The following is a 14,409-nucleotide window of genomic DNA, read 5'->3' on the forward strand; positions in this document are numbered from 1 at the left end:
ATGGCTGGGTGCTGCCTACAATTTCCGCATGGCCACCCGTTCCGCTTCTCCCTCGCCCGAGTACGGCGAGGCCTCGATCCGCGTCCTCAAGGGCCTGGAGCCCGTCAAGCAGCGCCCGGGCATGTACACCCGGACCGACAACCCGCTGCACATCATCCAGGAAGTCATCGACAACGCCGCCGATGAGGCGCTGGCCGGCTTCGGCAAGCGCATCGCGGTGACGCTGCACACCGACGGCTCGGTCAGCGTGGACGACGACGGCCGAGGCATCCCGTTTGGCCTGCACCCTGAGGAGCAGGTGCCGGTGGTGGAGATCGTCTTCACGCGGCTGCACGCCGGCGGCAAGTTCGACAAGGGCGCTGGCGGCGCTTACAGCTTCTCGGGCGGTCTGCATGGCGTGGGCGTCAGCGTCACCAATGCGCTGGCCAGGCGGCTGCAAGTGGCGGTCTGGCGCGATGGCCAGGCCGCGCAACTGGCCTTTTCGGGTGGCGACGTCATCGAGCCGCTGGTGGTGCGCGCCGCCCAGGCCGGCGAGCGCAAGAAGGGCACCTCGGTGCGCGTCTGGCCCGACGCCAAGTACTTCGAAAGCGCCGAACTGCCGCGTGGCGAGCTGACGCACCTGCTGCGCAGCAAGGCAGTGCTGATGCCCGGCGTCACCGTCACGCTGACCACCGAGAAGACCGGTGACACCCAGACCTGGCTCTACAAGGGCGGCCTGCGCGACTACCTGCAGCAGGCCCTGGTGGCTGATCCGCTGATCCCGCTGTTCGAGGGCGCGCACTACGCCGGCGCCAACGAGGACGAGAATTTCGCCGAAGGCGAGGGCGCTGCCTGGTGCGTGGCCTTCACCGAGGACGGCGCGCTGCTGCGCGAGAGCTACGTCAACCTGATCCCCACGGTGGCCGGTGGCACCCATGAGGCCGGGCTGAAGGACGGCCTGTTTAGCGCGATCAAGGGCTTCATCGAGATGCACTCGCTGCTGCCCAAGGGGGTCAAGCTGATGCCCGAGGACATCTTCGGCCGCGCCAGCTTCGTGCTCAGCGCCAAGGTGCTGGACCCGCAGTTCCAGGGCCAGACCAAGGAGCGTCTGAACAGCCGTGACGCGCTGCGCTTGGTGTCGGCCTTTGTGCGCCCGGCGCTGGAGCTGTGGCTGAGCCAGCATGTCGAGCATGGTCGCAAGCTGGCCGAGCTGGTCATCAAGCAGGCCCAGACGCGCCAGCGTGCCAGCCAGAAGGTGGAAAAGCGCAAGGGCTCGGGCGTGGCGGTGCTGCCCGGCAAGCTGACCGACTGCGAGAACCGCGACATCGGCCTCAATGAGCTGTTCCTGGTCGAGGGCGACTCGGCCGGCGGCAGCGCCAAGATGGGCCGCGACAAGGAGACCCAGGCCATCCTGCCACTGCGCGGCAAGGTGCTCAACGCCTGGGAGGTCGAGCGCGACCTGCTGTTCAAGAACAACGAGATCCACGACATCTCGGTGGCCATCGGCGTCGATCCGCATGGCCCGAACGACACGCCGGACCTGAGTGGCCTGCGCTATGGCAAGGTCTGCATCCTGTCGGACGCCGACGTCGACGGCTCGCACATCCAGGTGCTGCTGCTGACCCTGTTCTTCCGCCATTTCCCCAAGCTGGTCGAGGCGGGTCATGTCTATGTGGCCAAGCCACCGCTGTTTCGCATCGATGCCCCGGCGCGCGGCAAGAAGCCGGCGGCCAAGCTGTATGCGCTGGACGAAGGCGAGCAGGAGGCCGCGCTCGACAAGCTGCGCAAGGAAGGCGCCCGTGAGGGCAGCTGGAGCATCAGCCGCTTCAAGGGTCTGGGCGAGATGAGTGCCGAACAGCTGTGGGAAACCACGCTGAACCCCGACACCCGTCGCTTGCTGCAGGTGGGCTATGGGGCCATCGGCTTCACCGCCACCGTCGAGGCCTTTGGCCGGCTGATGGGCAAGGGTGAGGCGGCGTCGCGCCGCGAACTGATGGAGATCCACGGTGACAGCGTCGAGATCGACGTCTGAATCCCGCGCCGGCTGGCGCTGGGCGCTGGGCGCCGCGCTGCTGATGGGCGCGCTGGCCGCGCCAGCCCAGACACCGCTGTATGGCTTTGTCGACGGCCGGGGCGTGGCCCACCTGGCACCGCAACCGCTGGACACCCGCTTCGAGCCGCTGCTGCGCGAGCGCGGCGAGTCACGCGTGCGCGTGCCCGGCAAGTCGATCGACCGCGGCAGCCTGCTGACCTGGCTGGAGTTCGCTCCCGAGGTCAAGTCGCTGATGCCGCTGATGCGCCAGGCAGCCGCCTCCAGTGGCCTGGATGTGGAGCTGCTGAAGGCCGTGATCGCGGTGGAGTCGGGGTTCCGGGCTGACCAGGTCTCGCCGGCCGGGGCGATCGGCCTGATGCAGCTGATGCCGGCCGCCGGCGAGCGCTACGCCACCCGCGGTGAGCGCGCCAGCGCACCGGTGGAAACCCTGCTGAGAGACCCTCGACACAACCTGACCATCGGCGCGCGCATGCTGGCCGATCTGTGGCGGCGCACCGGCAGCATCGATGCCGCGCTGGCGGCCTGGAATGCCGGTGAAGGTCGGGTGCGCCGGGCTGGCAACCGGGTGCCTGACATTGCCGAGACACGGGCCCATGTGCACCTGGTGCTGGAGCTGTACTGGTCCCTGCTGCAAAACAGCCAGTCGCAGCGCGCGCGCAGCCTGCGCTTTGCCTCGGAGTCATCGGCGCCGCATCCGGACTGACCCTGTGTCAGACCTCGACCCTTCGAGTTGGGGGGTTGACGCTGCCGGGGGTGGTCCGGGACAGTCGGTCGCTTCGTGTTACCTGACTGAGGATCTCGCCATGTCCATTCCCTCGTTCCAGCTTCGTCGCCTGTGTGTCGCCGTGGCCGTTGCAGCACCGGCCGCGCTGATTGGCAGCGGCGCCGTCGCCGCCGAGAAAACCGTCAAGCTGATCGTCAACCATGGCCAGGCCAGCACCATGGCCGTGGGCAGCCACGCCAGCACCGTGGGCGGCCGCGTGACCCGTGACCTGTCGCGCCTGGGCGCCACGGCAGTTGAAGTCCCGGCCAGCAAGGTCGAGCAGTTCAAGGCCCTGGTGGGCGCGGCCAACGTCGAAGTCGACGCTGAGCGCACCATCCTGGGCCAGCGCGTCGGCCCCACGGCCACGCCCGTGCTGCGCAGCGCCGCTGTCGCCAGCACCGAAGTGGCGCCGTACGGCATCCCGCTGGTGCAGGCCGACAAGGTCAAGGGCACGGGCTCCTGGCAGCCGGTGGTCTGCATCATCGACTCGGGCATCGACGGCAAGCACGAGGACCTGAAGAAGAACACCATGTCGGGCAAGAACTTCACCACGTCCGGCAAGTGGAACACCGACGAGAATGGCCACGGCACGCACGTGGCTGGCACGGTCGCCGGCGTCGACAACCAGATCGGCGTGGTGGGCGTGAACGGCAAGAGCCAGGTCATCCTGCGCATCAACAAGGTCTTCGATGCCTCTGGTACCGCCTCCTCGTCCACCGTGGCCGATGCGATGATGGATTGCCTGGACTCGGGCGCCAACGTGGTGTCGATGTCGCTGGGCGGCTCGACCTCCACCGCGGTCGAGAAGAACGCTGCCCAGGCCCTGGACGCGGCCGGCATCCTGACGATCGCCGCGGCCGGCAACGGCGGCAACACCGCCATCTCCTACCCGGCGGGCTTCAAGGAAGTCATGTCGGTGGCGGCGGTTGACGCCAACAAGGCCTGGGCGACGTTCTCGCAGTTCAACGCCGACGTCGAGATCGCCGGCCCCGGTGTGCTGACCCTGTCGTCGGTGCCCACCGGCACCGGCGTGATTGGCAGCCTGACCGTGGACGGCTCCAGCTACGAAGCCATCGCCATGACCGGCTCGGCGCAGGGCAGCGTGTCGGCCCCGCTGTACGACTTCGGCCTCGGCCAGACCGATGACGCTGGTGTGGCCGGCAAGGTCTGCCTGATCTCGCGTGGCACGATCACCTTCGCCGAGAAGGTCACCCGCTGCGAGGCCAACGGCGGCGTTGGCGCGGTCATCTACAACAACGCCCCTGGCAACTTCGCGGGCACGCTCAACGGCGCGCCGACGACGATTCCGTCGATGAGCGTGTCGCAGGCCGATGGCGCGATGCTGGTGACCAAGGTGGGCATGACCGCCGATGCCGGTGTCGTGGCCTCCAACTACGCCTACCTCAGCGGCACCTCGATGGCCACCCCGCACGTCTCCGGCGTGGCGGGTCTGATCTGGAGCTTCCACCCCGAGTGCAGTGCAGCTCAGGTCCGCAAGGCCCTGAACAACTCCGCCATGGACCTGGGCGACCCGGGCCGTGACGACAAGTTCGGCAACGGCCTGGTGCAGGCCAAGGCGGCGCTGAAGAAGCTGGAGAGCTGCGTCGCGAACTGATCGGTAGGGCGTCCGTGCCGCTGGCACGGACCTGCGGCTGCCCGGCGGGCCGCCTGTTCCCTTGGGACAGGCGGCCCGTTCTTCATGGGGCAGCCGCTCGCGGCCGCCCCGGTAAGATGGCGGGTTGACGTCGGGTTGAGCGATCCCGACGGCGAGAGGCGTGCTCGGCCGCTGCGGCGCCGCGCGGCTGGGTGCCTGTGGCCCCGGCGCCTCCCCCTCACCTGCGAACCATGTCCGACCAAGCCGATCTGTTTTCCGTGCCCGCCGCTCCGGCGGGTGACGCCATCACGCTGGCGCACTACGCCGAGCGCGCCTACCTGGAGTACGCACTCAGCGTCGTCAAGGGCCGGGCGCTGCCCGATGTCACCGACGGCGCCAAGCCGGTGCAGCGCCGCATCCTCTACAGCATGCAGCGCATGGGCCTGGGCTTTGGCGGCTCGGGCGGTGCGCCCAAGCCCGTCAAGAGCGCCCGCGTGGTGGGCGATGTGCTGGGCAAGTTCCACCCGCACGGCGACACCGCAGCCTATGACGCCATGGTCCGCATGGCGCAGGACTTCTCGCTGCGCTATCCGCTGATCGACGGCCAGGGCAACTTCGGCAGCCGCGATGGCGACAGCGCCGCCGCGATGCGTTACACCGAGGCGCGTCTGGCGCCGATCGCCCGCCTGCTGCTGGATGAAATCGATGAGGGCACGGTGGACTTCGTGCCCAACTACGACGGCGCCTTTGAAGAGCCGCGCCAACTGCCCGCACGCCTGCCCTTCGTGCTGCTCAACGGCGCCAGCGGCATCGCGGTGGGCATGGCCACCGAGATCCCCAGCCACAACCTGCGCGAGGTGGCTGCGGCCGCCGTGGCCCTGATCCGCGACGACCAGCTGTCCGACGACGCGCTGTTCGAGCTGCTGCCCGGCCCCGACTACCCCGGCGGCGGCCAGCTGATCAGCAGCGACACCGAGATCCGCGAGGCCTACCGCAGCGGCCGCGGCAGCCTCAAGCTGCGTGCGCGCTGGAAGATCGAGGACCTGGCGCGTGGCCAGTGGCAGCTGGTGGTGACCGAGCTGCCACCGGGCACCAGCGCGCAAAAGGTGCTGGAAGAGATCGAGGAGCTCACCAACCCCAAGGTCAAGACCGGCAAGAAGGCGCTGACCCAGGAGCAGACGCAGCTCAAGGCAGCGATGCTGGCGGTGCTCGATGCCGTGCGCGATGAATCCAGCAAGGACGCCGCGGTGCGCCTGGTCTTCGAGCCCAAGAGCCGCACGGTGGAGCAGTCGGAGCTGATCACCGCACTGCTGGCCCACACCAGCCTGGAGAGCAATGCCCCGGTCAACCTGACGATGGTGGGCCTGGACGGCAAGCCGGTGCCCAAGAGCCTGCGCCAGATGCTGACCGAGTGGGTGGCCTTCCGCCAGACCACGGTGCAGCGCCGCACCCGCCACCGCCTGGACAAGGTGCTCGACCGCATCCATGTCCTCGAAGGCCGGCAACTGGTGCTGCTCAACATCGACGAGGTGATCCGCATCATCCGCGAGAGCGACGAGCCCAAGGCCGCCCTGATCGCCCGTTTCTCGCTGAGCGACCGCCAGGCCGAGGACATTCTTGAGATCCGGCTGCGTCAGCTGGCGCGGCTGGAGGCGCTGCGCATCGAGCAGGAGCTCAAGGGCCTGCGCGAGGACCAGGCCAAGCTGGAAGACATCCTGGGCAGCCCGGCCACGCTCAAGCGCACGCTGATCAAGGAGATCGAGGCCGACGCCAAGCAGTTCGGCGACGAGCGCCGCACGCTGATCCAGGCCGACAAGCGCGTGGTGGCCGAGGTCAAGATCGTTGACGAACCGATGACCGTGATCGCCAGCCTCAAGGGCTGGGTGCGCACGATGAAGGGCCATGAGGTGGACGTGGCCAATCTGTCGTTCAAGGCCGGCGACGGCCTGTACGGCACCTTTGCCTGCCGCAGCGTGGATACCCTGTATGTGCTGGGCAGCACCGGCCGCGCCTTCAGCATCCCGGTGGCCAGCCTGCCAGGCGGCCGCGGCGACGGCGTGCCGGTGACCAGCCTGATCGAGCTGGAGACCGGCGCCCAGGTGGCGCACCTGGTGGCCGGCCCGGCCGAGCAGGTGGTGCTGCTGGCCAACACCGGCGGCTTTGGTCTGCTGGCCCGCCTGGGTGACCTGGCCAGCCGGCAGCGGGCCGGCAAGAGCTTCCTGAGCCTGGAGCCGGCCGACCGCCTGCTGCCTCCAGTGCCGGTGGCCTCGACGCATGCCAACGTCGCCTGCCTGGCGATGGACGGCCGGCTGCTGGTGTTCCCGCTGGCCGAGCTGAAACTGCAGAGCAACGGCGGCCGCGGCCTGACGCTGATGGACGTGGACACCAAGGCGCCACTGGTCTCGGTAGCCACCTGCGGCGACAGCCTGCGCGTGCTGGGCAACGGCCGCGGCGGCAAGGACAAGGACGAGCTGGTCAAGGGCGCGGCCTTCGCTCACCACCTGGGCAAGCGGGCGCGCAAGGGGCACAAGGTCGAGGGCGTGATGAAGGTGGCGCGGGTCACTGCCGCCTGACAGGCCGTGCGTCGGGCAGCGGGGCGAGCACCGCCCCGTGCAGGCCTGACGTTCAGCGCAGCAGGTCGGACAGCGGCGGCAACTTGGGCAGCTTCGGCAGGGCCGGCAGCTGCGGCAGCGGCGGCGCCTTCAGGTCGCCCCACGGCGTCTTCAGCCGGTCGCCGGTCAGCTGGCGCGTGACCGCGCTCTTGATCGGCGGCACCCAGTTGGTCACCCGCACGATGGCCTCGCGGGCCAGCTGGGCGGGCGCGGTGTCGGTGGTGAAGAGCTTGACCACCAGGTTGGTGCCCAGGTAGATCGGCAGCGTCACGCGGCGGTGTTCGTCCGCGTAGGCCTGCAGCGCCCGGGCGTCGCCCAGGTCGCGGCCCTCGGCGCGTGCCTGGGCCAAGCCGGCCGCCAGCACCTCGATGCCGTAGAGGCCGAAGTTGTAGCCATGCGCGGTGACCGGGTGCATGCCCACGGCGGCGTCGCCGATCAGCGCAAAGCGCTCGGCGCAGAAGCGTTGCGCGTAGACGGCGACCAACGGGTAGGCGTGGCGCTGGCCGGCCAGCTCGAGGCGGCCCAGGCGGTGGCCGAAGGCGGCGTCCACCTTGTCGGCGAACTCGGTCTCGGGGGCGGCCATCAGCGCGCCGGCGCCGTCACTGGTGACGGTCCACACCGCCGAGCTCTGGCGGCCGGCCATCGGCAGCATCGCCAAGGTATGGCCGTGCAGGAAGCACTCGTGGGCGGTGCCGTCGTGTTCCAGTTCGTGGCGCATGCGCGCGACGATGGCCGTTCGGCCGAAGTCCAGCATGCGCGCGCCGATGCCGGCCATGCGCCGCACAGTGGAAAAGCGGCTGTCAGCGGCGATCACCAGCGGGGCGCGCAGGCGTTGGCCGCTGGCCAGCGTGACACTGGCGCCAGTGGCATCGCGGTCCAGTGCGGTGACGCGGGCATCGCCGGTGATCGTCACGAGATCGGCTCGGACGCTGGCACCGGCAAAGCAGGCTTCGCGGATGCGGTGGTTGGGCACCAGCCAGCCGAGTTGCTCGTGGCCATCGGCGCGGCCATCGAAGGGCAGCACCATGGGGGACTCGCCATTGGTGACCTGCGCGGCCTTGAGCGGCGCAATGTCATCGGCCGGCAGGCGTTCCCACAGGCCCAGCTGGGTGAGGATGCGGCGGGCGCGGTGGGTCAGGGCAATGTCGCGGCCGTCTTCCGGCGGCGCCACCAGGCTGTCGCGCGGGGCCTGCTCAAGGACATGGCTGCGGATGCCGGCATCCGCCAGCGCGCAGGCCAGCGCCAGACCGGCGGGGCCGGCGCCGACGATCAGCACGTCGGTATCGAAGGAGGTGGAGTTGCTCACGGCAGAACTTTCGCGGCAGGTGGCGGCAGCGGCAGCGCTGCCCAGGGGCAGCGTGCATCATCGCTGTGCATTGTCGCGCGGGGCTTGACCCGCGTCAGCCGCGCGGGCTTCAGCGGCGCAGCGCCGACAGGCAGGCCAGACCGGCCAGCGCGAACAGCGCCAGGCTCCAGAAGGCGTAGGGTACGCCCAGCAGGTTCACCGCCGCATCGGCGCACGAGGCCATGGGCATGAAGACCTCGGGGGCGAGGTCCAGCAGGCCCAGGCTCTCCAGGATGCGGTCGGCCAATGTCAGATTGCAGGAGGCGCTGGCCGCGGCCACGAAGTGCTGCCACAGCGCCGCCGCCGCGCCGCTGAGCGCCAGCAGCACCCCCAGCCCGGCCAGCGGCTTGCGCAGCGGCTCGACCGCCGCGCCCAGCAGCGCCGCGGCGCCCAGCACCAGGAAGATCAAGCGCTGCAGCGTGCACCAGGGGCAGGGCGGCATGTCGAAGCGGTATTGCGACAGCAGGGCCAGGCCCACGCCTGCCCAGCAGGCCAGCGCGGTCAGCACCAGCAGCGGACGCGGCCGGACCAGCGAGCGGATCAGCGACATCGTCAGGCCTTGAGCTCGGCGATCAGCTCGATCTCGACGCAGGCGCCCAGCGGGATCTGCGCCACGCCGAAGGCGCTGCGGGCATGGGCGCCCACCTCGGGGCCGAAGACCTCGGCCAGCAGCTCCGAGCAGCCGTTGGTGACCAGGTGCTGTTCGGTGAAGGTGGGCGTGGAGTTCACCAGGCTCATCACCTTGACGATGCGGGCCACGCGGTCCAGGTTGCCGCAGGCGGCCTGCAGTGTGCCCAGCAGATCGATCGCGATGGCGCGGGCGGCGGCCTTGCCGTCGTCGGTGCCCATCGTCAGGCCCAACTGGCCCTCCCAGGGCTTGCCGTCCTGCTTGGCAATGTGGCCGGACAGGAAGACCAGGTTTCCGCTTTGGACAAAGGGCACATAGGCGGCGGCGGGCACGGCCACCGGCGGCAGGGTGATGCCCAGGCTCTGCAGGCGGGCGGCAACGGACATGGATGGCTCCTTTGGGGGAGAGGCGAATGCGGGCCGCGATCCTACACTGGGCCATGGCTGCTGCGACGCCCGTCGACCGCTGCGCAGTACCTCCCGCCCGGCGGCCGACGCCCTGGCGCCTGCTGGCCTGGCCCGTGGCCTGGATGCTGGGCCTGGGTGGGCACTTGCAGCTGGCCGAGCTGCTGGCGCCGGCCGCGGCCTGGGCGGTGACGGTGCTGGGCGCGCTGGGTCTGGTTCTGGTGGCGGCCTTCGGTCGTCAAGGCGGCGTCGCTGCCGCCGGGCTGCTGGCCATCAGCCTGCTGGCCCTCGCATTCGGCAGCACCGACCTGCGTGCCCGGGAGCGCCTGCTGGACCGGCTGGACAGCGGGCTGGAAGGTCGCGAGCTGCGCATCCAGGGGCGGGTGCAAGGCCTGGTGCAGGTGCAGGCCGATGGTCTGCACTTCGTTTTCGAGCCCGACCCGACTGCGCCGGTGCTGGACGATGCCGATGGGCGGCTGCTGGCCCAGCTGCCCAGTCGGCTGTGGCTGGTCTGGCCCACCGCCGACGGCGTGCTGGCCGCACCCGCGGCACTGGCAGCCGGCGAGGCCTGGCGGCTGCCGGTGCGACTGCGCTCACCCCATGGCCAGCTCAACCCGCAGGGCTTTGATGCCGAGCTGTGGGCCTTCGAGCGCGGCCTGGGCGGCTTCGGCCAGGTGCGCACCGGCCGCGGCGCCGTGGCGCAGCGCCTGGACAGCCCGCGCTGGTGGGTGCCTAACGAGGCGCTGGGCCGGCTGCGCCAGGCGGCACGTGACCGCATCCTGCTGTCCGGCACCGACCCGGCCACCGTGGGTGTGCTGGCCGCGCTGGCCATCGGCGACCAGTCGGCGATCGGGCCTGTGCTGTGGGCCCAGTTCCGCGACACCGGCGTCGCCCACCTGATGTCGATCAGCGGCCTGCACATCACCTTGTTCGCTGCGCTTGCGCAAGCCGTGCTGGCGGCGCTGTGGCGGCGCTGGCCGGCTGGCGTGGCGCGCTGGCCCACGCCGCGGGTTGCGCGCTGGGGTGGGCTGGCGCTGGCGGCCGCCTATGCAGTGCTGTCGGGCTGGGGGGTGCCCGCCCAGCGCACCGTGGGCATGCTGGCGCTGGGGGTGGCCATGGACCATGCCGGCTGGCGCTGGCCAGCGCTGCTGCGCGGCGTCTGGGCGGCCGCTGGTGTGGCCACGCTGGACCCCTGGGCGCTGCTGCAGCCGGGCTTCTGGCTGTCGTTCGTGGCGGTGACCTGGCTGCTGGCGGCCGATCCGGACGCGCCTGCGGTGTCGGCGTCCTGGCGGCAGCGCGTCGGGCAGGCCTTGGCCCAGACCTGGCGCAGCCAGTGGGTGGTCGGCCTGGGCCTGGCGCCGCTGGTGGTGTTGTGGTTCAACCAGTGGTCGCTGGCAGCCTGGCCGGCCAACCTGCTGGCCGTGCCCTGGGTGACCTGGGTCATCACGCCACTGGCCTTGCTGGGTCTGCTGTTGCCGCCGGTGCTGGGCCTGGCGGCGCTCCTGCTGGAGCCGTTGCTGGGGCTCACCGCTGTGCTGGCGCAGCCGTCCTGGGCCAGCCTGCCGGTGCCGGCCGGCCCGGCCTGGCTGGTGGTACCCGCGCTGCTGGGCGCCTGGCTGGCGGTGGCGCGCCTGCCCGCCGTGGTGCAGGCCCTGGCGGCCCTGCTGGTGCTGCCGGTGCTGTGGCCGGCGGTCTATCGACCCGCCCCGGGCGATTGGTGGGTGCAGGCGCTGGATGTGGGGCAGGGCAGTGTGGCACTGGTGCACACCCATCAGCATCTGCTCGTCTACGATGCCGGCCCCGCCCAGGGCCATGGCGAGGATGCGGGCGAGCGGGTGATCTGGCCGGCACTGCGTGCGCTCGGGCAGCGGCAGATCGACGAACTCGTCCTGAGCCACGGCGACCAGGACCACATTGGCGGCGCCGCCAGCCTGCTGCGCCGCCTGCCCGTGGCGCGCTTGCGGCATTCACTGGATCCCGACCACCCGCTGCTGGCGGACCGGGCCGGTGCCCAGCCCTGTCAGGCCGGTCAGACCTGGACCTGGGACGGTGTGCGCTTCGAGGTGCTGTGGCCCCCCGAGCCGGGGGCCCGCCGCCACGGCGCCACCAATGCCGCCAGCTGCGTGCTGCACATCGAGGACGCAAGCGGCCGCGCGCTGCTGCTGACCGGCGACATTGGCGTCGCCGAGGAGGCCTTGATCGCCGCAGCGCTGGGCAAGCGCCCCGCTGTGGCGGTGCTGCTGGTGCCCCACCACGGCAGTCGCAGCTCCTCGTCGCAGGCGCTGCTGGCCGCCACACGGCCGGCGGTGGCCGTGATGCAGCAGGGCTACCGCAACCGCTATGGCCATCCGCACCCCGAGGTGCTGGCCCGCTATCTGGCAGCGGGCATCGATGTGGTGCGAACGGATGCCTGCGGCGCCTGGCGGTGGGATGATGCTGGTGCATCGTGCACCCGTGATGTGCATCGGCGCTACTGGCACCACCGCCTGGTGGATGCGCCGCACCCGTCGGCTGGTGCGCTTGTTGCTAATCCGGAGGCAGGAGAGACCGAATGAGACCCAGCTTCGACGAGATGCAGGCCACCCCCACCACGGTGCGGCCGCATTACAAGACCTACGACCAATGGCTGGCCCGCCAGCCCCGCGACGACATGCAGGCGCGGCGCGAAGAGGCGGAGATGATCTTTCGCCGCGTCGGCATCACCTTTGCCGTCTACGGTGACAAGGACTCGGGCGAGGGCACCGAGCGCCTGATCCCCTTTGACCTGATCCCGCGCGTGATCCCGTCCCATGAGTGGCGCGAGATGGAAAAAGGCCTGCGCCAGCGCGTCACCGCGCTGAACCGCTTCATCCACGACATCTACCACGGCCAGGAGATCCTCAAGGCCGGCATCGTCCCGCGCGAGCAGATCCAGAACAACGCCCAGTTCCGCCCCGAGATGATGGGCGTCGATGTGCCGCAGGATGTCTACTCGCACATCGCCGGCATCGACATCGTGCGCGCCGCCCAACCCGATGGCAGCGGTACCTACTACGTGCTGGAAGACAACCTGCGTGTGCCCAGCGGTGTCAGCTACATGCTGGAGAACCGCAAGATGATGATGCGGCTCTTCCCCGAGCTGTTCGCCCAGCACCGCGTGGCCCCGGTGGCCCACTACCCCGACCTGCTGCTCGAAACCCTGCGCAGCGTCGCGCCGCGCCAGGTGGCCGACCCCACCGTGGTGGTGCTCACCCCTGGCATGTACAACTCGGCCTACTTCGAGCACGCCTTCCTGGCCCAGCAGATGGGCGTCGAGCTGGTCGAGGGCCAGGACCTGTTCGTCAAGGACCGCACCGTTTTCATGCGCACCACCCAGGGCCCGAAGCGGGTGGACGTGATCTACCGCCGCCTGGACGATGACTTCCTGGACCCCCAGGTCTTTCGGTCTGACTCCACGCTGGGCTGCGCCGGCCTGGTCGACGCCTACAAGGCCGGCAACGTCACGCTGAGCAATGCCATCGGTACCGGCATTGCCGACGACAAGTCGATCTACCCCTACGTGCCCAAGATGGTCGAGTTCTACCTGGGTGAGAAGCCCATCTTGCACAACGTGCCCACCCACCTGTGCCGCGAGAAGGACGACCTGGCTTACGTGCTGGCCCACCTGGACGAGCTGGTGGTCAAGGAGGTGCATGGCGCCGGCGGCTACGGCATGCTGGTCGGCCCGGCGGCCACGAAGGCCGAGATCGAGGACTTCCGCGCCCACCTGGTGGCCAACCCCAGCAACTACATTGCCCAGCCCACGCTGAGCCTGTCGACCTGTCCCACCTTCGTCGACAGCGGCATTGCGCCACGCCATATCGACCTGCGGCCCTTCGTGCTCTCGGGCACCGAGGTGCAGATGGTCCCCGGAGGCCTCACCCGCGTGGCCCTCAAGGAAGGCTCGCTGGTGGTCAACAGCAGCCAGGGCGGTGGCACCAAGGACACCTGGGTGCTTGAAGACTGACCCCCCGATCGGCCCCTTCAGGAAACAAGAACATGCTCTCACGTACCGCCGATCACCTGTTCTGGATGTCCCGCTACATGGAGCGGGCCGAGAACACGGCCCGAATGCTCGACGTCAATTACCAGACCTCGCTGATGCCGCAGTCCACGGACGCGGCCGAGCAGGGTTGGCGCGGCCTGCTGTCGATCTCTGAACTCACCCAGGACTACCAGGCCCGCTATGGCGCGATCGACGCCGCACGGGTGCAGGACTTCATGGTCCGTGACGAGCGCAATGCCTCGTCCATCCTGTGCTGTCTGCGCGCCGCACGCGAAAACGCCCGCGCCATCCGCGGCACCCTCACCACCGAGGTCTGGGAGACCACCAACCAGACCTGGCTGGAGTTCAACCGCCTGCTGAAGGACGGGCTGCTGGCCCGTGACCCGTCGGCGCTGTTCGAGTGGGTCAAGTTCCGCTCGCACCTCTCGCGTGGCGTGACCGTGGGCACGATGCTGCAGGACGAGGCCTTCAACTTCATCCGCATCGGCTCCTTCCTGGAGCGCGGCGACAACACCGCCCGGCTGCTGGACGTGAAGTTCCATGCGCTGCAGGGCGGTCTGCCGGCGGCCGATGCCGCGCCGCGCGGCGGCGAGCAGGATTTCTACCACTGGTCGGCGATCCTGCGCTCGGTCTCCGCCTTCGAGATCTACCGCAAGGTCTACCGCAACGTGATCGAGCCGCACAAGGTGGCCGAACTGCTGATCCTGCGCGCTGACATGCCGCGCTCGCTGGCGCACTGCACCGGCCAGGTCCTGCGCAACCTCAAGCGCGTGGCCAACCAGCAATCGGCCGAGACGCTGCGCCTGGCCGGCCGCCTGGCCAGCGACCTGGAATACGCCCGCATCGAGGAGATCCTTGAGACCGGCCTGCATGCCTTCCTGAGCCAGTACCTCGACCGTGTGGGCGATCTGGGTGCCGGCATCAGCCGCGACTTCCTGGTGCCGTCCTGAGCGTCACGACCTGATCACCGTCGACGGCGATCCTCGGGCGCTCCACCGCCCGGGGCA

At 69.9% G+C, this 14,409-nt stretch carries 10 protein-coding genes; 7 read left to right on the forward strand and 3 right to left on the reverse strand.

The window, feature by feature from the left end; all coding sequences use genetic code 11:
• Positions 1-28 precede the first annotated feature (28 nt).
• From KAK06_RS11890 to parC, 4 genes are all read left to right on the forward strand, one after another.
• The gene (locus KAK06_RS11890; RefSeq protein WP_210802326.1) at positions 29-2,011 is read left to right on the forward strand and encodes a DNA topoisomerase IV subunit B; all 1,983 of its coding nucleotides are present in this window, start codon (positions 29-31) and stop codon (positions 2,009-2,011) included.
• Positions 1,986-2,735: a lytic transglycosylase domain-containing protein gene (locus tag KAK06_RS11895; protein ID WP_310741077.1), complete on the forward strand. Its 750-nt coding sequence runs from the start codon at positions 1,986-1,988 to the stop codon at positions 2,733-2,735. The genes KAK06_RS11890 and KAK06_RS11895 overlap by 26 nt, the downstream gene beginning before the upstream one ends.
• A 100-nt stretch (positions 2,736-2,835) precedes the next feature.
• Positions 2,836-4,410: a S8 family serine peptidase gene (locus KAK06_RS24155; RefSeq protein WP_310741078.1), complete on the forward strand. Its 1,575-nt coding sequence runs from the start codon at positions 2,836-2,838 to the stop codon at positions 4,408-4,410.
• A 230-nt stretch (positions 4,411-4,640) separates the two neighbouring features.
• Entirely contained in the window at positions 4,641-6,962 is a 2,322-nt protein-coding gene (parC, locus tag KAK06_RS11905; protein WP_210802327.1) for a DNA topoisomerase IV subunit A, read from the forward strand.
• Positions 6,963-7,014: 52 nt separating this feature from the next.
• On the opposite strand, the gene ubiM is transcribed toward parC, so the two are convergent.
• The 3 genes from ubiM to KAK06_RS11920 form a co-directional block, all read right to left on the reverse strand.
• The gene (gene ubiM, locus KAK06_RS11910) at positions 7,015-8,307 is read right to left on the reverse strand and encodes a 5-demethoxyubiquinol-8 5-hydroxylase UbiM (protein ID WP_210802328.1); all 1,293 of its coding nucleotides are present in this window, start codon (positions 8,305-8,307) and stop codon (positions 7,015-7,017) included.
• A gap of 109 nt (positions 8,308-8,416) precedes the next feature.
• Entirely contained in the window at positions 8,417-8,896 is a 480-nt protein-coding gene (locus KAK06_RS11915; RefSeq protein ID WP_210802329.1) for a disulfide bond formation protein B, read from the reverse strand.
• A gap of 2 nt (positions 8,897-8,898) precedes the next feature.
• Positions 8,899-9,360: a RidA family protein gene (locus tag KAK06_RS11920; RefSeq protein WP_210802330.1), complete on the reverse strand. Its 462-nt coding sequence runs from the start codon at positions 9,358-9,360 to the stop codon at positions 8,899-8,901.
• Positions 9,361-9,413: 53 nt separating this feature from the next.
• Between KAK06_RS11920 and KAK06_RS11925 the strand changes: the two genes are divergently transcribed.
• From KAK06_RS11925 to KAK06_RS11935, 3 genes are read left to right on the forward strand one after another with little or no spacing between them, the layout of a single operon-like run.
• Positions 9,414-11,933, forward strand: a complete 2,520-nt coding sequence (locus KAK06_RS11925) for a DNA internalization-related competence protein ComEC/Rec2 (protein ID WP_247652809.1) — start codon at positions 9,414-9,416, stop codon at positions 11,931-11,933.
• Complete coding sequence (locus tag KAK06_RS11930; RefSeq protein ID WP_210802331.1) at positions 11,930-13,363, forward strand: circularly permuted type 2 ATP-grasp protein; 1,434 nt, start codon at positions 11,930-11,932, stop codon at positions 13,361-13,363. Before KAK06_RS11925 ends, KAK06_RS11930 begins: the two co-directional genes overlap by 4 nt.
• Positions 13,364-13,395: 32 nt before the next feature.
• Positions 13,396-14,352, forward strand: coding sequence for an alpha-E domain-containing protein (locus KAK06_RS11935; RefSeq protein WP_210802332.1), 957 nt, complete (start codon positions 13,396-13,398; stop codon positions 14,350-14,352).
• Positions 14,353-14,409 lie beyond the last annotated feature (57 nt).

Source organism: Ideonella aquatica (assembly GCF_018069755.1).
Lineage (GTDB): Bacteria > Pseudomonadota > Gammaproteobacteria > Burkholderiales > Burkholderiaceae_C > Ideonella > Ideonella aquatica.